The sequence below is a fragment of the Sphingomonas alpina genome (genome assembly GCF_014490665.1).
Taxonomy (GTDB): Bacteria; Pseudomonadota; Alphaproteobacteria; order Sphingomonadales; family Sphingomonadaceae; genus Sphingomonas; species Sphingomonas alpina.
Genome location: NZ_CP061038.1, coordinates 2473606 through 2491964 on the forward strand (window position 1 = coordinate 2473606; position 18359 = coordinate 2491964).

Below are 18359 nucleotides of genomic sequence, written 5' to 3' on the forward strand. Positions count from 1 at the left end.
GCCGCGAGTGACAGGGGAACGGCCGATGCGCGTGTTGCTGATCGAGGACGAGCCGACGACCGCCAAGGCGATCGAGCTCATGCTGACGACCGAAGGGTTCAACGTCTATACGACGGATCTGGGCGAGGAAGGCCTCGATCTGGGCAAGCTGTATGATTACGACATCATCCTGCTCGACCTGAATTTGCCTGACATGCATGGTTACGACGTGCTGAAAAAGCTCCGCGTCGCCAGGGTGCAGACCCCGGTGCTGATCCTGTCGGGCATCAACGAAATGGATTCCAAGGTGCGCAGCTTCGGCTTCGGCGCCGACGATTACGTCACCAAGCCCTTCCATCGCGAAGAGCTCACCGCGCGCATCCATGCCGTGGTGCGCCGCTCCAAGGGCCATAGCCAGTCGGTCATCCGCACCGGCAAGCTTGCCGTCAATCTCGACGCCAAGACGGTCGAAGTCGATGGCAGCCGCGTCCATCTGACCGGCAAGGAATATGCGATGCTCGAGCTGCTGTCGCTGCGCAAGGGCACCACGCTGACCAAGGAAATGTTCCTCAACCATCTCTATGGCGGAATGGACGAGCCGGAACTGAAGATCATCGACGTATTCATCTGCAAGCTGCGCAAGAAGCTCAGCCTGGCCTGTGACGGCGAAAATTACATCGAGACCGTCTGGGGCCGCGGCTATGTGCTGCGCGAGCCGGACGAGAATGCGGAACCGGTTCCCGAAGTCGCCTGAACACTCTTCCCCCTTATCGGGGATCGACAGGGCCGCGGCCTCCGGGGGAGCCGCGGCCCTTTTGCGTGCGGCACCGATCGCGGGTGCCGGGCAGCGCCTCTACCGCCGCTCCCACACTTTCTCACCACCGACCCAGGTTTCCTGCACCTTGGTCGCACGCAGGTCCGTCGGCGATGCGAGCAAAGGATCGCGATCGACGATGATGAAATCCGCGCGCTGCCCGACGCCGAGCCGCCCGAACTTGTCCTCTGCATACCCGGCATAGGCGGCACCGCCCGTGAAAGCCCACCATGCCTGTTCACGGCTTATCCGCTCTTCGGGACGCCAACCGCCAAAGGGCTGGCCGCTCGCGTCCATCCGGGTGAAGGCAGTGGCCCAGCCGGCAAAGGGATCGGGACTTTCGACCGGATAGTCCGATCCGAACGCCAGCCCCGCACCATTGCGAAGCATCGACGCCCAGGCATAGGCCCCCGTCAGGCGGGCCTCACCCAACCGCGCCTCGACCATGCCGCGGTCGCTGGTCTGGTGAACCGGCTGCATCGAGGCAATGATACCGTTCTTGCCGAAGCGCGGCAGATCGGCCGGATCGACGATCTGGGCATGTTCGACGCGCCAGCGGCGGTCGCCTTTATAGGTGTCGGCCATCGCATCGATCGCATTGAGCACTTCGGCATTCGCCCGGTCGCCGATCGCATGGACCGCGACCTGAAAGCCGTCCATCGCGGCACGGCTCATCAGATTGCGCATCACATCATCGGACATGAAGCCGAGGCCGAGTTCCTTTGGCGCATCCGCATAAGGCGCCTTGAGCCACGCGCCACGCGAGCCGAGCGCGCCATCGGCATAGAGTTTCACCCCAATCAGGCGCAGCTTGTCATTGTAGAGCCACGGCGTCGGGCCATTGCCGGCGATCTGGATCGCAGGTTCGACGCCTGACGAGTAGCTGATGATGCGGATGCGCAGCGACCCCTTGTCGCCCATGCGACGATAGGCGAGCCAGTCGTCGAGCGTGGTACCCATGTCGGCGGTGGCGGTAATGCCGAAGCCGAGCAATATTTCCTGCGCCTTGAGCAGCGCGCTGTTGCGGTCGCGCGGCAGCGGCGGTGGCACCAACTTGGCGACCAGAGCCTGCGCCGCATCGACAAACACGCCATTGGGCAGCGCACCGGTCTTTTCGATCCGGCCCCCGGCCGGCGAGACGCTCTTGGCGGTCACGCCCGCAACCTTCATCGCCAGGCTGTTGCCCCAGCTGGCATGCCCGTCGGCGCGCGACAGCCAGACCGGACGGTCGCTGACCACCGCATCGAGATCGGCTGCGGTCGGAAAATGACCAAGTCCCCAGACCTCCTGGTTCCAGCCACCGCCGAGGATCCATTTACGGTCCGGGTTGGCGGCGGCATAGGCGGCGATCTTCGACTTTGCTTCTTCAAGCGACTTCGTGCCGGACAGATCGAGCTCGAGCGCTCGGAAGCCAAGGTCCATCACATGGCCATGTGCGTCGATAAAGCCGGGCAACATGACCTTGCCCTTCATATCGGCGCGCCAGTCGAGCTTATCGGGGCGCTTCTCACCCTGCTTGAGCAGCTTCACCACCTTGCCGTCAGGAGTCATCACCAGGCCGGTGAACTGGATGACCTTGCCATCCTTGTCCATCGTCATGCCGTTGACATTATCGACCAGCGCGTCAGCCAGAACGGGAGTAGTGGAAAGCGCCAGCGCCAAGCCCGCCGCAGCCGGGAAATACCTCACTTCGGCAATCTCCTCACCAGCGAACTCGTATCCTGGCGCGCGCCGCCCAGTTTCTGCACCTCGGCATAGAATTGATCGACCAGCGCCGCGACCGGCAGCACCGCGCCGTTGCGCTTCGCTTCATCGAGCGCGAGGCCCAGATCCTTGCGCATCCAGTCGACCGCAAAGCCGAAATCGAAGCGATCCTCGCTCATCGATTGCCAGCGATTGACCATCTGCCAGCTCTGCGCCGCGCCGCCGGAAATCGCCTCGAACACTTTGGCGGTGTCGAGGTCGCTCGCCTGAGCGAAGCGCAATGCCTCGGACAGGCCCTGCAGCACGCCGGCGATGGCGATCTGGTTCACCATCTTGGTCTGCTGCCCGGCGCCCGGACCGCCGACATGGATCGTCCGCGCGGCATAGGCCGCAACGATCACCTCGGCACGGGCAAAGACCTGCGGCGAACGCGCGCCACACATGATCGACAAGGCGCCCTTTTCGGCACCAGCCTGACCGCCCGACACCGGCGCGTCGACGAACTCGATCTCGAACGCCGCAGCGGCATCGCAGATATTGCGTGAGATACGCGCCGATACCGTGGTGTGATCGATGATCAGCCCGCCGCGCAGCTGCTCCATCGCTTCGGGGCTCTGCAGCAGCAGCGCGTCGAGATCGGCGTCGTTGCCGACACAGGTAACCAGCACCTCGGCGCCGGCAATCGCTTCGAGCGCGGTCGCGGCGGATCGCCCGCCATGGCGTGCCGTCCATGCCGCTGCCTTTTCGGGTGAGCGATTATAGACGGTGACGTTGTGCCCGGCGGTGACAAGGTGCCCCGCCATCGGCGCGCCCATGACGCCGGTTCCGATGAATGCGATTTCAGCCATGCGCAGCGCATAAGCCGTGTTCCCCCGCTGCGCCAGATGGTCTAGGCGCGATCACTTATGGCTACCGATCCCCTGCCCGCCGCTGAACAGCTCCCCGTCACTATCGACGACGTACGCGCCGCGCATATTCGTATTGCCAGTTCGATCGTGCGGACGCCGACCTTCGTCAGCAAGACGCTGTCGCAGCTGACTGGTGCCACGGTCTATCTCAAGTTCGAGAACCTCCAGTTCACCGCGGCCTATAAGGAGCGTGGCGCGCTCAACACGCTGATGCAGCTCGATTCCGAGACCAAGGGCGTGATCGCGGCATCGGCCGGCAATCATGCCCAGGGGCTGGCCTATCATGCGCATCGCCTCGGCATCCCCGCGACGATCGTGATGCCGACCAACACCCCGACGGTGAAGGTTACACAGACCGAGGGGCACCACGCCAATGTCGTGCTGTACGGCGAAACCTTCGATGCGGCCTATGCCCATGCCCGCGAACTGGAAGGAGAGCGCGGCTATACCTTCGTCCACCCGTTCGATGATGTCCGCGTCATCGCGGGACAAGGCACGGTCGCGATCGAGATGCTCGAAGACGTGCCGGAGATCGACACGCTCATTACACCGATCGGCGGCGGCGGGTTGATCTCCGGCATGGCGGTCGTAGCGCGCGCCGTGAGCGAGAAGGCGGGCGGGCGCCCGATCGAAGTGATCGGGGTCGAGGCCGAACTCTTTCCGTCGATGTACAACCGCATCAACGGCACCAATATGCCCTGCGCTGGCGACACGCTGGCCGAGGGCATCGCGGTCAAGGAGCCCGGCGTCATCACCAGCGGGATGGTCCGGCAGCTGGTCGATGATATCGTGCTGGTGAGCGAGCGAAGCTTGGAGGAAGCGGTCAGCCTGCTGCTCCAGATCGAGAAGACGGTGGTCGAGGGTGCGGGCGCCGCGGGCCTTGCCGCGCTGCTTCAGCATCCCGAGCGCTTCAGGGGCAAGACTGTCGGCATCATCCTGTGCGGCGGTAATATCGACACGCGGCTGCTTGCCAATGTCCTGCTGCGCGACCTGGCCCGCTCGGGCCGGCTCGCCCGGTTGCGGATCCGCCTGCAGGATCAGCCTGGCGCTCTGTTCAACGTCGCGCGGATCTTCGACCAGCAGCGCGTCAATATCATCGAAATCTACCACCAGCGCGTCTTCACGACCCTGCCGGCCAAGGGCCTGATCACCGATATCGAGTGCGAAACGCGCGACCGTGCACATCTCGATCGGCTGATGGTCGCTCTGACCGAAGCGGGATATGAAGCGAGCCCGGTCGAACTCGCCTGATCCGACCGAACTTTCTCAGGCGGGCGACCGCCGCGTCGCCGGCGTTATTTGGTGAAGATAATCGGTGAATCGAATCTGGCGTGCGCCCAGCCGCATGCCGACAACTTCCGCATCGCAGAGCGATGCGCTAAATTGTTTCGCCAGCGTACGAGACTGTGCAAACCAGCCCTTTCTAAGCGAAAAGCACTGCGTTAACCTTCATTCATGGTAAAGCCGCTTTTCATCACGATCAGCACGATTCATAACACCCCTGAGCCGGGCCTTCGCGCCGGCGCAAAAAGGGCTTTCGGGCGGTGACTGCACCATTTCGTTTTCCACGCTTTTTCGTGACCAGCCCGTCACCATGCCCCTATTTGCCCGGCCGCCAGGAGCGGAAGGTCTTTACCGAACTGAACGGCCCGCATGCCGGTGAGCTGAACGATGCGCTTGGCCGGATCGGTTTCCGGCGCAGCCAGTCGGTCGCCTATCGCCCCAGCTGCGCCAGCTGCACCGCCTGCGTCTCGGTCCGTGTCGTGGCGCATGAATTCGAACCCAATGCGACCCAGCGCAAGCTGATCAAGCGCAACGCCGATCTCGACGTCACTGCATGCCGTCCCTGGGCAACCGACGAACAATTCCAGCTGCTGCGCCGCTATCTCGCGTCGCGCCATCCCGGTGGCGGCATGGCCGGCATGGATGAGGGCGATTATGCCGACATGGTCGAACATTCGCCGGTCAACAGCTTCATCATCGAATATCGCGAGCCCGCGCAGAACGGCCGTCAGGGCCGGCTGATCGGCGCCTGCCTGACTGACCAGCAGGCCGACGGGCTGTCGATGATCTACAGCTTCTTCGACGCCGATGCCGCCGACCGTCCCGGGCTCGGCAATTTCATCATCATGGATCACATCCTGCGCGCTCGCTCGGCCGGCCTGCCCTATGTCTATCTGGGCTATTGGGTGAAGGGATCGGCGCGGATGGAATATAAGACGCGCTATCGTCCGCTCGAGGTGCTCGGGCCGTCGGGCTGGCATTTGCTGGTCGACGAGCCTGTCGCCGTGTCGGCAACGACCCAGGCTGCGCTTGAGGGCGAACTCGCCTGACACCACCGGCCCGATCCGGTCGGTCGGCCTTACTGCCCCTTCTCGACCATGACATCGACATCCAGCTCTTCATCGCCCTCCCCCAGCCGCGATCCTGCGACGGGCGCTGCGCCGGCTGAATCGAGCGCGACGGCGACGCGAACATAGGCCTCATCGGCGCACAGGCCGGTACAGGGGTCGAACGCGACCCAGCCCAGCCCCTCGACATGCGCCTCAGCCCAGCCATGCGGCGCCGGGCTTACGTCCCCAGCGAAGCAGGCGGTACTGTAGCCGGAGACATAACGCGCCGGCACGTCAAGCGCGCGCGCGGCAGCGGTGTATATCTGCGCGAGGTCACGAGATGTTGCGGTGCCCAGCGCAAAGGCCTGGGCTGCGGTCCGCCCCGCCACCGGACGGCCGCGATCCAGCGTGAACCGGTCGTGCAGCGCCAGATTGAGCGCATGCAACCGCCCGACGGCATCACCCTGCCCACTTACTGCATCGCCGGCGAACGCCGCGAGCGCCGCGTCGCTTTCGGTCAACACCGTCGTGCGGCGGAACAAGGCGGGCGGGAGCGGTTCGACTGCACCGTGCAGTACCCCGTCACTACCATGGGTCAGCACCTCCCCCGACACCTCGATCTCGATGCTTTCGACCGGCCCCTCGACGTACAGCATGGTGGTGCGATTGCCGAAGCCGTCGCGCCCGTGGCGCATCCGTGCGTCACAATCGACATGGATCCCCCAATTGGCCACTGCCTGACCGTCGGTTCCGCCCGGTGTGAGGCGAAGGAGCTGGATGAGGCGCCCTTGCGGAGACGAAAAGCGATAGGTCGTGCGATGATCGACAGTGAGTCTCATCCGAATTTGAACTGCCGCCCGATGGCATCGTGAAGCAGGTTGTTCTCTGCGTTGAACGCCTGAAGATACTGGTGCAGCCCGCTCGTGATCACTTCCCCGGATCGTGTCTTGGCAAGCCGCGACTGGCGCATGCGTGCCATGCGATCCGCCTCGCCGTGCAAACCGGTCCGCTTGGCGAGCAGGTTGAGGATCTCCAATGTCTCCTCCGACGACGCGGCGAGCGACCGCGGCAATTCGGGCCGGGCAATCAGCAGGTCGATCACGTTCGCCGGCTTCAATCCTTCCGAATAGAGCCAGCGATAGGCGGTGACGGCGGAGACGGTCTGCAGGATCGTCGTCCACTGGTCGCGATCGACGACACCACCGACCCGCTCGCCCTCCGGCAGCAAGAGGTGATATTTCACGTCGAGCAGCCGCGCAGTGTTGTCGGCGCGCTCGACCGCCTGGCCCAGACGGATGAACCAGGTCGTCTGGTTGCGCAGCATGCGGTGGATCGCGCCTTCGAACCCGCGCGCTTCAGTCTTGACCGCCTCGACCAGATTGAGCGTCGCCATCGCTCCGCCCGGGCTCGAGCGGCCATTGAACATCAGCCAGGCGCGGTTGATCGCGGTCCACGCCTCGCGGGTCAAGGCGGTGCGCACCGCCTTGGCATTGTTGCGCGCCATGTCGAGACAGCGGACGATCGACCCCGGATGAGTGATATCGAGCGTCAGGAAGCGCGCGACATGCTGCTGGCTGACCGTTTCTCCGCTCGCCTTGAACGCCTCGTCGGTCTCGGTCACCGCCAGCGCGCTGGCCCAGGCCGCCTCTCCGGCTGGCCGCGGCGACAGAACATCGAGACGCACCGTGGCCTCAACCAGGCGAGCGATGAAATCCGCCCGCTCGATATATCGGCCAAGCCAGTAAAGCGAGGAGGCGGTACGCGAGAGCATCAGGCGCCTTGGCTCTGCGTCATGCCGCCGTGCGACTGGGCCTGCCGCTGCACGTTGCCGCCATCCATCAGCACGAAGCTGTCCTTGGTGCCGCCGCCCTGCGACGAGTTCACCACCAGCGACCCTTCCTTCAGCGCCACGCGCGTCAGGCCGCCGGGCACGACCTGCACGCCTTTCGACCCCATCAGCACGAAAGGCCGGAAATCGACATGGCGCGGCGACAGGCCGGCATCGCTCAGCGTCGGCACGGTCGACAGCGCCAGGGTCGGCTGGGCGATGTAGCGATGCGGCTCGGCGATCAGCGCCGCACGGAAATCCTCGATTTCCTGCTTCGTCGCGGTCGGGCCGACCAGCATGCCATAGCCGCCCGAGCCATCGACCAGCTTGACCACCAGCTGCTCGAGATGGTCGAGCACATATTTGAGCGCCTGCGGCTCGCGGCAGCGCCAGGTCTCGACATTGGGCAATTTGGGTTCGGCGCCGGAATAGAATTTCACGATCTCGGGCATGTAGCTGTAGATCGCCTTGTCGTCGGCGATGCCGTTGCCCGGCGCGTTGATCAGCGCGACATTGCCCGCGGCATAGGCCGAGATCAGCCCGGGCACACCGAGCATCGAGTTGGGGTTGAACACCAGCGGATCGAGATAATCATCGTCGATGCGGCGATAGATCACATCGACCTTCACGCGCCCGGCAATGGTCCGCATCCACACCACATCGTCATCGACCAGCAGGTCGGCCGCCTCGACCAGTTCGATCCCCATGGAATCGGCAAGGAAGCTGTGCTCGTAATAAGCCGAGTTGTAATGGCCCGGCGTCAGCACGACGCACACCGGCGCGACCACGCCGTTGGGCGCGACCGACTTCATGGTTTCGAGCAGGCGATCGGGATAGGAATCGACCGCCGCGACGCGGAATTCGCGGAATAGTTCGGGGCACAGCCGCAGCATCGCTTCGCGGTTTTCGAGCATATAGCTGACGCCGGAGGGCGTGCGGGCATTGTCCTCCAGCACGAAGAACTCGTCCGGGCCGGTGCGCACCAGATCGATGCCGCAGATATGCGCCCAGATGCCGTGCGGCGGGCGGATGCCGGCGATTTCGGGACGGAATTGCGGGTTGCCGAAGATCAGGTCGGGCGGCAGCACGCCGGCATCAAGGATCTTCCGCGCGCCATAGATATCATCGAGAAACGCATTGATCGCCTCGACCCGTTGAATCAGCCCTTCGGACAGCCGCGCCCATTCGTCAGCGAGGAAGATGCGCGGCACGATGTCGAACGGGATGATCCGTTCACTCGCGTCGCTATCGCCATACACCGCGAAGGTGATGCCGAGCTGGCGGAAGGTCGCCTCGGCGCTTTGCTGGCGGCGGCGCAGTTCACCATCGGGGGTTTCGTCGATCCAGCGGCCAAGCGCGGCGAGTTCGGGGCGCGGCGTGGCGCTACCGCTCTGGCCCATGATCTCGTCGAACGCGTGTCGTTTCCCCATCGAAACCTTAAAGCCCCCCAGCACCGACAAGTTCCATGCTGCGACGAATTGCTGCGGCGCACAAGGGCTTTCAACGTCGCGCCGCGAAGGAGCCTGCTACTGCCTGCTACTGCCTGCTACTTCCTGGCCAGATCGCTTAGCAGGCCCGGTGTCAGCACTTGCGGAAGGATCTGCGGCTCGGCCGCGCCGGGGGCGTAATAGAGATAGAGCGGCACGCCCGCGCGATTATGCTGCTCGATAAAGCGGCCGAGTACCGGATCGCCATCGGTCCAATCGCCGACCAGTACCGCGACCTTGCCGGCCGCAAACGCGTCGCGGGTCGAAGCGAGATCGATCGCCGCCGCTTCGTTGACCTTGCAGGTCAGGCACCAATCGGCGGTGAAATAGGCAAAGACCGGCCGCCCCTCGGCGCGCAGGGCGGCGAGGCGCGCTTCGCTGAATGCCTCGCTGCCCGCTGCCTGTACCGGTGCGGCGGCCGATCGCTCGACAAAGGCGAGCGCGCCGCCCGCGATCGCCAGCATAGCGAGCGTCGCAGCGACGCCGAACGACAAGCCGCGCGCCTGTCGCCGGCCTGCCAACCATAATATCAGGGCGATGCCGAGCGCGGCGATCAAGCCAAGCGTCATGCCGTTGATCCCAGCCTGGCGCCCCAGCACCCAGGCCAACGCGATCGCGGTCAGCCACATCGGCACGCTGAGGATGTGACGGAAGGTCTCCATCCACGCCCCCGGCCTGGGCAACCGTTTGCGCAAGGCCGGCACGAAACCGAGCGCGAGAAAGGGCAAGGCCAGCCCAAGCCCGAGCCCCGCGAACACCGCTAGTGCAGCGGGCCAGGGCAGGATCAGCGCTGCACCCAATGCCACGCCCATGAATGGCCCCGTGCACGGCGTGGCAATAAATGCTGCCAAGGCTCCGGTGGCAAAGGCGCCTCCCACGCCGCCGGAATTGCCGACAAAGGTCGGGGTCGGAATCTCGAACAGGCCGCCCAGATTAAGCGCGATCGCCACGGTGAGCAGCAGCAGCAGCAGAATCATGCGTGGGTCCTGCAGCTGGAACGCCCAGCCGACCGCGCTGCCCCCTGCCCTGAGCGCCAGGATCGCGCCGCCGAGCGCCACGCATACGGCAACGACCCCGGCGGTATAGCCAAGCGCCTCGCGCCGCGCCGCACGTTCGTCGAGATGCCCGCGCGCAAGACTTAGTGCCTTGAGGCTGAGGATCGGGAACACGCACGGCATGATGTTGAGCAGCAGGCCGCCAAGCACCGCACCTCCGAACGCCAACAGTGTCGCGACCAGCACGCCGCCGCTTTCGGCCGCGCCGCCACCTTGCGTTGCCCCGGCAACCACGCCGGGCTCCGCCGTCACCGCAAGCCCCTGGCCTTCACCGATCCGCAGCACGCCGGAAAGCGCGCCGGCCGTCTTGCCTTTGGTCGAAAGGATCACCCGGTCGCCGTCACGCGTGACCTTTTGCGGTGCGGCGTAATCGATCGCGTTCATGGTCAGAGGAAAGAAATAGGCGTCTTTGAGCGGCGCTGCCGCCGGATAGGGTATGGCGATCGTCGCGATGCCGTTCGTCACCTGCCAGGTCGCCCTGGCATCGAGTGGCCTAGGGATCGCCCGCCGCCAGGCGTCGAAGGTCGCACGCGCCGCCGGCGCGATCGATCCGTCGCCAACGATCAGATCGAGCGCCAGGTCGGCATTTTCCGGCACGCAGACTTGCGCCGAGCAGACCAGATAGGCGGCTTTCAGCCGCACCGGGAGCTTGCTTCCCGCTGCCAGCCCCGCCGGGATCGTCAGCGTGACCAGCGGCGCATAGGGCTTCTCGAACACATAGTTCATCAGGCCGGCGATCAGCAGCGTGCCGGGCACCGGATAGCGCGGTTCACCCGCGGTCACACCGGCCGGCAGGGTCCAGTCGAGCTTTGCCGGAAAGCCGGCATCGCCCGGATTGAGCCAATAGCCATGCCAGCCGGACTCCGGGCGCGTGTCGAGTGCCAGGGTCACCTCACTCCCGGCCGCCGGCCGTTCGCTTTCCGCCACCAGCGTAATGGTGAGGTGCGGCCCGGCCCCCGGAGCGGCGGGCGATTCCGCCCGGGCGGGGATGGCCATCAGCGCCAGCAGCGTCACAATCAGGCAATACAAACCGCGCATTGGGCATCCTTGCCGCATCATCAGACCTCGCCCATACATTGCCGCGAAGCGCAATGCACCGGCCTGCCCAAAGGAAATAGCATGAAGACTCTGGCGTCGACTCTGGCCCTTGCCGCAGCACTCGTCACTACACCCGTCAGCGCGCAAACGGCACCGGGATCGACCGCACCGGCGATTGCACCGGTCAAGATGACCCCGCCCAAGAACGCGCCGAAACTGATCGTGGCGATCTCGGTCGATCAATTCTCCGCCGACCTGCTCGACAAGAACCGGGCTTATTTCACCGACGGTTTTGCCCGGCTGCTGAAGGGCGCCGTGTTCCCGTCGGGCTTTCAGAGTCATGCCGCGACCGAGACCTGCCCGGGCCATTCGACCATTCTGACCGGCAACCGCCCGGCCAACACCGGCATCATCGCCAACAACTGGATCGACCAGGCCGCGGCGCGGACCGACAAACAGGTCTATTGCGCCGAGGACGAGAGCGTGCCGGGCAGCAATTCGGGCAAATACACCGTGTCCGACAAGCATCTGAAGGTCCCGACACTGGGCGAGCGGATGAAAGCGGCCGATCCGCGTACCCGCGTCGTCTCTGTTGCGGGCAAGGACCGCGCCGCGGTGATGATGGGCGGCCACAAGGTCGACGAGCTGTGGTGGTGGGACGGCAAGGCCTTTGTCTCCTATGCCGGGCGCGCCGAACCCGGCGTGGTGACCCGCGCCAACACCGCGACCGCCGCACTGATCGCCAGGGCCCAGCCTGCACTGGAGGTGCCCGCCTGGTGCACGGTGCGCGACAAGGCGATCCCGATCGGGGGCGACAAGACCGTCGGCACCGGCCATTTCGAGCGCGCAGCCGGCGACACGCGCGGCTTTCGCGCATCGCCCGCGTTCGACGCGTCGATCGTCGCGCTGGCCGCCGGGCTCGTGCAGGACATGAAGCTTGGCCAGGGCCCGGCGACCGACATCATCTCGGTCGGTGCGTCGGCAACCGACTATGTCGGCCATACCTATGGCACCGATGGCGCGGAGATGTGCATCCAGCTGGCCAATCTCGATGCGACGCTCGGCGCATTCTTCGATGTGCTCGACCGGACCGGGGTCGATTATCAGGTCGTGCTCACCGCCGACCATGGCGGTAACGACCTGCCCGAGCGCGAAGTCCTGCAAGGCATGCCGGAGGCGCAGCGCGTCGATGTCGCGCTCGCGCCGGCCAATATGGGCAGGGCCATCGGCCAGAAGCTCGGCCTGACCATGCCGCTGCTGTTCGGCGATATCCCCAATGGCGATGTGTGGATTTCCACCGCCCTGACCGCCGACCAGCGCAAGGCGGTGATCGCCGAGACGATTGCCCGCTACAAGGCGATGTCGCAGGTCGCCGAGGTGCTGACCGGCACGCAGATCGCGGCAAGCCCGATGCCGAAAGGCCCGCCGGAGAACTGGTCGTTCATCCAGAAGGCCCGCGCATCCTATGATCCGACTCGCTCGGGTGACCTGCTGGTGTTCCTGAAGCCGCGCGTCACGCCTATTCCCAATGCCAGTGGCGGCTATGTCGCGACGCATGGCAGCCCCTATAATTACGACCGCCGCGTACCGATCCTGTTCTGGCGCAAGGGCATGACCGGGTTCGAGCAGCCGGCCGGCGTCGAGACGGTCGATATCGCCCCGACCCTCGCGGCGCTGATCGGCCTGCCCGTGCCCGGAGTCGACGGCAAGTGCCTCGACCTCGGCGCAGGCAAAGGCGCACCCTGCCGTTGAGCAGCGCGCCACTGTCCGCCGCATTTGCCGGCCCGCTCGATCATGTGCGCGGCTTGGCGACCTATTGGGCCTCGCTGACCGGGCGATCGGGTGAGGCCCTGCCCTATGAGCAGTGGCGCACCCTGCTCGACACGCTGGGTTTGGGAATCGAACAGGTGACGACGCATGCCGGCCGCCAGCGGCCCGATTATGACGGCTTCGTCGCCTGGATCCTGGACATTGCGGGAATGCCCGATCCCGTAACGGTGGCGCGCTATCATGCCCAGATCGACGGCACGGTGCCGCCGGACCTCGTTCGATCGCAGCTCGCCGCGATCGATGCCGCCCCGCCTGCTCTGAACGACGCCGAACTGGCCAGCTGGGCGGAAGACGGCGTGGTGGTGTTGCGGAATGCGATCACCGCCGCCGAGGCAGAAGCAGCAGCGGAGGCGCTCTGGGAACTGGTCGGCGGGCAAGCCGCGGATCCGGACAGCTGGTATGACAGATCGCGCCGGCAAGGCATCATGATCCAGCATTTCCAGCACCCGGCACAAGCCGTCATCCGCCGCTCGTCACGCATCCACAAGGCGTTCGCACAGCTATGGGGCACGGCCGATCTGTGGATGACCACCGACCGGATGAGTTTCAACCCGCCCGAGCGGCCGGGCGATCCCTTTCCCGGCCCCCATCTCCATTGGGACGCCAGCCTGACCCGGCCAATCCCGTTCGGGACGCAGGGCATCCTCTACCTGACCGACACCGCAGCCGATCAGGGGGCTCTGCAACTCGTGCCTGGTTTCCATCGCCGCATCGACGCCTGGCTCGATAGTCTGGGCGATCGGCATCCACGCGAAGTAGACCTGTCGGCGGACGCAGTGACGATTCCGGCCAGAGCGGGCGATCTGGTCATCTGGCGCGAAGACCTGCCGCATGGGGCAAGCCCCAATCGCTCACCGCGCCCCCGCCTCGCCCAGTATCTGACGATGTATTCGGCCGAGCCGCAGCCCAAGCGGCCCTGGCTATAAGGTTCAGCGCGTCTCGAACGCCCTGATCCCGGCGCCGAGCCGGTTAGCACCAATCGCGAGACGTTCATGGCTGTAATCCGCGACGAACGCCGGTGACCGCGTCTCGCCCGGCGCGAGCGAGGCATCATTGCCCTCGACCCTGAGACCGGCGGAGCGATATTTCCGCGCTTCCGCCGCGACGACGATGAAGCCGGTCCAGTTTTCCTTGTTGCGGCCCTGCACGAAGGTGTTGCGCGCAATCAATCCGGTGCCGCCTTCCGGCAGGTCGATCATGTAATTGGTCTTCTTGCCCGCCGTGTCGTCGAAGCTGTTGTCGGTGATCGAGACATTGGGCGCGCGCAGCTTGACATAATGTCCGCCAGTGCCGCGCTCGAAGCGTGAATTGGTGATCGTCACCGACCCTTGATTGGCGAGATAGATGGCGTGGCTGCAATCCACCGTTTCGTCGCACTGCCCCAACCCGGTAAAAGTCGATCGATCGATGACGATCTTCTGCCCGCTCGGCTCGCCGCCCAGAATACCTTCCTGGCTGTCGAGGAACATCGAATTGCGCACGGTCAGATTGCCCATTTCAGTGCGGATGCCTGCGCCATTGCCGTCATCGACGCGGATGCCGCGAAAGATCAGGCCATCGACGATCGATTCCTGGCCACGCAACACGAAAGCCGCCTTTCCCTCGCACGCCTCACCCTCGAAGATCGCCGTGCCCGGCTGGACTGCCTTGAAGGTGATGCGCCCGCCCGCCTGAATCGTGCACTGCCGATACGTGCCGGGTGCGATCAGGATCGTCGCCGTGCCCATGCGCACCGATTGCACCGCATCGTCGATCGTGGCGAAACCCTGCCCGGTTTCCTGAATTGTGAACGGCGCCCGCCCCTGTTGCGCGGCGGCAGGCACTGTCAGGGCAAGGGCGATCAATGGAATGATACGGCGCATGAGGCGGCTCCTTTGGGCGGGGAATGCCGCGTGGAGCCTAGCGAAGGAAGGCAAATTGAGAGTTAACCGTCGACCTTCGAAACCTTGTGATGAATGCCCCACGGCCGCCGCCCGGCTGGCTGTTATTGCGGAAAAGTTTTTTGCTGGCTGTTAAGTTGGAATTTATCGGAGAATTTATTTTAATTATCAGCATCTTATTCGATGCTGGCTGTTGTCGAATAACAGCCAAGGAACAGCCAGGTAACAGCCAGCGTATCAGCCAGATAACAGCCAACGAACAGCCAGCTTTCTGGCTGTTCTCAGCTGACCGGATCATCCGGAATATCGATGATGAGAAAGAGCGGACCACAATCCGAGACTGTTCGTCCGCTCTGCGCTGCCACAGACCAAATCGCTGTTGAATCGGTTCCGCGATGCACCGCACGGCCTGCTCCCCGACTTGCTCAGGCCGAGCAAGCCAGGCCAGCCTCCGCGATCAGGTCAGCGCGGAAAGCGCTGCCGTAAAAGCTCGCCGCTCACACTCCGCGGCGATGCTTGCCGCCATAACGGGTGCCGATATAGCCGCCGATCCGGGCCATCTCGGCCGCCGCCACATTCGCGGCTTTCTCGCTGCACGGAAAAGGCGCGCATTCGGCCTGTTTGGCACGGCTCGACACGCGGTCGCACAATTCCTCGATATCCGCGCGGGTCAGCAGATTCTTTTCGCGCAACAGACAAAGCAGGCTTTGCAGGATGACCAGGCTCTCGTCACCCGAGCCTTCAAGCGCATTCAGGGTTCCCATCGCATACTCTCCTTCTCCCTCTTTTATTTTGTCTGGAGAGTATGCCCTTTCCTGCGCCGCGCAAGCCACTTATGCGATCCCGGCCGGAGCGGTCGGCACGTTTCGATCCGGATGACGATCAATCGAGGTTCGGCCTTAGCCAACGCTCCACCGTCGGCAGGTCCGCACCACGTCGCGCCGCATAGTCAGCCACCTGATCCGGACCGATGCGCGCTACCCCGAAATACTCCGCTTGAGGGTGCCCGAAATAGAAGCCGGAGACCGCCGCCGTCGGCATCATCGCGAAACTTTCGGTCAGGACGATCCCCGTCGCCTCGGTCGCGCCGAGCAAGTCGAACAGCATCGGCTTTTCGCTATGATCGGGACATGCCGGATAGCCAGGCGCCGGACGGATGCCACGATATTGTTCGCGGATCAGCGCCTCATTGGTCAGCTGTTCGCCTTCAGCATAGCCCCACAACGTCGTGCGGACATGCTGATGGAGCCGTTCCGCGAATGCCTCGGCCAGGCGATCGGCCAGCGCCTTGAGCAGGATGTCGGAATAATCGTCATTGTCGGCCTTGAAGCGCGCGAGATGCGGTTCGATGCCGTGCCCCGCCGTCACTGCGAAGCCGCCGATCCAGTCGCCCGCCGGATCGATGAAATCGGTCAGGCACATATTGGCGCGGCCTTCGCGCTTGGCGATCTGCTGACGGAGGAAGGGCATGCGCACTTCCTCTTCCGTCTCGATCACCACATCGTCACCTTCGCGGCGGCACGGCCACAGGCCAACCACCCCCTTGGCGGTCAGCCATTTCTCCGCAATGATCTTGTCGAGCATCGCATTGGCATCGTCGAACAGCGAGCGCGCGCTTTCACCGACAATCGCGTCCTGAAGGATCGCGGGATAATTTCCCGCCAGTTCCCAGGCGCGGAAGAATGGCGTCCAATCAATCACTTCCCGCAGGTCGTTGAGATCCCAATCGGAGAAGATATGCAGGCCGGGCTGCGCCGGCGCGCCGGGTTTGAGTGCCATGTCGGTCGGGAAAGCATTGGCGCGCGCCGCCGCGATCGGGACCAGTTCGCTCTGCCCCTTATTGGCGCGCGCAACCCGCACTGCCTCATATTCGTCCGCGGTACGCTGGACGAAGCCATCCTTCTGCGTGTCGCTGACCAGGGTCGAAGCGACACCGACCGCGCGGCTGGCGTCGAGCACATGGACGACCGGGCCGTCATAGGCCGGGGCGATACGCAGCGCGGTATGCACCTTTGACGTTGTCGCACCGCCGATCAGCAACGGCATCTTCATGCCGGCACGCTTCATCTCCTCGGCGACGGTGACCATCTCGTCCAAGGACGGCGTGATCAGGCCGGACAGGCCGATCATGTCGGCGTCATTCTCGTTCGCGGCCTTGAGGATATCGGACCAGGGCACCATCACGCCCATATCGACCACGTCGAAGCCGTTGCACTGCAGGACCACGCCGACGATATTCTTGCCGATATCATGCACGTCGCCCTTGACGGTCGCCATGATGATCTTGCCCTTGCCGCGCGCGCCGGGCTCCTTTGCCGCCTCGATAAAGGGCAGCAGATGGGCGACCGCCTTTTTCATCACGCGGGCCGATTTCACCACCTGGGGCAGGAACATCTTGCCCGATCCGAACAGGTCGCCGACCACGTTCATGCCGTCCATCAGCGGACCCTCGATCACCTCGATCGGCCGCGCGAACCCAAGCCGCGCCTCTTCGGTATCCTCGACCACATGCAGGTCGATGCCCTTGACCAGGGCATATTCGAGCCGCTTGTTCACATCCAGGCTGCGCCATTCCGCCGCCGCCTTCTCGGCCACCGCATCGGTGCCGCGATAGCGTTCGGCGAGTGCAATCAACCGATCCGTCGCATCGTCGCGGCGGTCATAGACGACGTCCTCGCACGCTTCGCGCAGTTCGGGATCGATATCGTCATAAATGTCGAGCTGGCCGGCATTGACGATCGCCATGTCGAGCCCGGCGGGGATCGCGTGATAGAGGAACACGCTGTGCATCGCGCGGCGCACCGGCTCGTTGCCACGGAAGCTGAACGACAGGTTCGAAAGGCCGCCCGAAATATGGCAATGCGGGCAGCGGATTTTGATCTCCTTGCACGCCTCGATGAAGTCGATCGCGTAGCGGCGATGCTCATCGATGCCGGTCGCGACAGCGAAGATGTTGGGGTCGAAGATGATGTCCTCGGGCGGGAATCCGATCCCGACCAGCAGATCATAAGCCCGTCCGCAAATCTCGACTTTCCGCGCCTGGGTATCGGCCTGGCCGACCTCGTCGAACGCCATCACGACCACGGCAGCGCCGTATGCCATGACCTTTCGTGCTTGAGACAGAAACTGAGCTTCACCCTCTTTCATGCTGATCGAATTGACGATCGGCTTGCCCGATACGCATTTCAGCCCGGCCTCGATCACGGACCATTTCGAGCTGTCGATCATGAACGGGATGCGCGCGATATCGGGTTCGGCGGCGATCAGCTTGAGAAAGGTGGTCATCGCCTTTTCGGCGTCGAGCAGCCCTTCGTCCATGTTGATGTCGAGCACCTGCGCGCCCGATTCCACCTGCTGCCGCGCAACTTCCACGGCAGCGGCGTAATCATCTCCCATGATCAGCTTCTTGAAGCGCGCCGATCCGGTAATGTTGGTGCGTTCGCCGATATTGACGAACTGGGCGGTGGAAGGTGCAGAGGCCAAGATAATTCCGTTCGTTTCGA

General features: G+C 64.3%; 14 protein-coding genes. 5 read left to right on the plus strand and 9 right to left on the minus strand.

Going from position 1 to position 18359, the window contains the following annotated elements:
- Positions 1 to 25: 25 nt before the first annotated feature.
- Positions 26 to 733, plus strand: a complete 708-nt coding sequence (ctrA, locus tag H3Z74_RS11410) for a response regulator transcription factor CtrA (RefSeq protein WP_187763987.1) — start codon at positions 26 to 28, stop codon at positions 731 to 733.
- Between the two features lie 99 nt (positions 734 to 832).
- Here the strand turns inward: ctrA and H3Z74_RS11415 are convergent, their stop codons facing one another.
- Positions 833 to 2455 carry an amidohydrolase gene (locus H3Z74_RS11415; protein WP_229727032.1) on the minus strand — a complete coding sequence of 541 codons (1623 nt, stop codon included), beginning with the start codon at positions 2453 to 2455 and terminating at the stop codon, positions 833 to 835.
- A gap of 23 nt (positions 2456 to 2478) precedes the next feature.
- Positions 2479 to 3345 carry an NAD(P)-dependent oxidoreductase gene (locus tag H3Z74_RS11420; protein WP_187763988.1) on the minus strand — a complete coding sequence of 289 codons (867 nt, stop codon included), beginning with the start codon at positions 3343 to 3345 and terminating at the stop codon, positions 2479 to 2481.
- A gap of 57 nt (positions 3346 to 3402) precedes the next feature.
- Here H3Z74_RS11420 and H3Z74_RS11425 point away from each other — a divergent pair, with 57 nt between their 5' ends.
- Together H3Z74_RS11425 and H3Z74_RS11430 are read left to right on the plus strand one after the other, a co-directional pair.
- Positions 3403 to 4656: a threonine ammonia-lyase gene (locus H3Z74_RS11425; RefSeq protein ID WP_187763989.1), complete on the plus strand. Its 1254-nt coding sequence runs from the start codon at positions 3403 to 3405 to the stop codon at positions 4654 to 4656.
- Positions 4657 to 4949: 293 nt separating this feature from the next.
- The gene (locus tag H3Z74_RS11430) at positions 4950 to 5738 is read left to right on the plus strand and encodes an arginyltransferase (protein WP_187763990.1); all 789 of its coding nucleotides are present in this window, start codon (positions 4950 to 4952) and stop codon (positions 5736 to 5738) included.
- 29 nt (positions 5739 to 5767) lie between these two features.
- On the opposite strand, the gene H3Z74_RS11435 is transcribed toward H3Z74_RS11430, so the two are convergent.
- The 4 genes from H3Z74_RS11435 to H3Z74_RS11450 all read right to left on the minus strand — a co-directional run bounded on the left by H3Z74_RS11435 (position 5768) and on the right by H3Z74_RS11450 (position 11146).
- Positions 5768 to 6577 carry a transglutaminase family protein gene (locus tag H3Z74_RS11435; RefSeq protein WP_187763991.1) on the minus strand — a complete coding sequence of 270 codons (810 nt, stop codon included), beginning with the start codon at positions 6575 to 6577 and terminating at the stop codon, positions 5768 to 5770.
- Entirely contained in the window at positions 6574 to 7509 is a 936-nt protein-coding gene (locus H3Z74_RS11440) for an alpha-E domain-containing protein (protein ID WP_187763992.1), read from the minus strand. Before H3Z74_RS11440 ends, H3Z74_RS11435 begins: the two co-directional genes overlap by 4 nt.
- Positions 7509 to 8996 carry a circularly permuted type 2 ATP-grasp protein gene (locus H3Z74_RS11445; protein ID WP_187763993.1) on the minus strand — a complete coding sequence of 496 codons (1488 nt, stop codon included), beginning with the start codon at positions 8994 to 8996 and terminating at the stop codon, positions 7509 to 7511. Before H3Z74_RS11445 ends, H3Z74_RS11440 begins: the two co-directional genes overlap by 1 nt.
- Positions 8997 to 9112: 116 nt before the next feature.
- Positions 9113 to 11146, minus strand: a complete 2034-nt coding sequence (locus H3Z74_RS11450; RefSeq protein ID WP_187763994.1) for a protein-disulfide reductase DsbD family protein — start codon at positions 11144 to 11146, stop codon at positions 9113 to 9115.
- A gap of 81 nt (positions 11147 to 11227) precedes the next feature.
- On the opposite strand from H3Z74_RS11450, the gene H3Z74_RS11455 reads away from it, so the two are divergent.
- Positions 11228 to 12898, plus strand: a complete 1671-nt coding sequence (locus H3Z74_RS11455) for an alkaline phosphatase family protein (protein WP_187763995.1) — start codon at positions 11228 to 11230, stop codon at positions 12896 to 12898.
- Positions 12895 to 13902 carry a phytanoyl-CoA dioxygenase family protein gene (locus H3Z74_RS11460; RefSeq protein ID WP_229727033.1) on the plus strand — a complete coding sequence of 336 codons (1008 nt, stop codon included), beginning with the start codon at positions 12895 to 12897 and terminating at the stop codon, positions 13900 to 13902. Before H3Z74_RS11455 ends, H3Z74_RS11460 begins: the two co-directional genes overlap by 4 nt.
- A gap of 3 nt (positions 13903 to 13905) precedes the next feature.
- On the opposite strand, the gene H3Z74_RS11465 is transcribed toward H3Z74_RS11460, so the two are convergent.
- The 3 genes from H3Z74_RS11465 to metH all read right to left on the minus strand — a co-directional run bounded on the left by H3Z74_RS11465 (position 13906) and on the right by metH (position 18339).
- A complete protein-coding gene (locus H3Z74_RS11465; RefSeq protein ID WP_187763996.1) occupies positions 13906 to 14838 on the minus strand; it encodes a right-handed parallel beta-helix repeat-containing protein in 933 nt (310 codons plus the stop codon).
- A 515-nt stretch (positions 14839 to 15353) separates the two neighbouring features.
- The gene (locus H3Z74_RS11470) at positions 15354 to 15620 is read right to left on the minus strand and encodes a hypothetical protein (RefSeq protein WP_187763997.1); all 267 of its coding nucleotides are present in this window, start codon (positions 15618 to 15620) and stop codon (positions 15354 to 15356) included.
- 118 nt (positions 15621 to 15738) lie between these two features.
- The gene (metH, locus tag H3Z74_RS11475; RefSeq protein WP_390901749.1) at positions 15739 to 18339 is read right to left on the minus strand and encodes a methionine synthase; all 2601 of its coding nucleotides are present in this window, start codon (positions 18337 to 18339) and stop codon (positions 15739 to 15741) included.
- Positions 18340 to 18359: the final 20 nt, after the last annotated feature.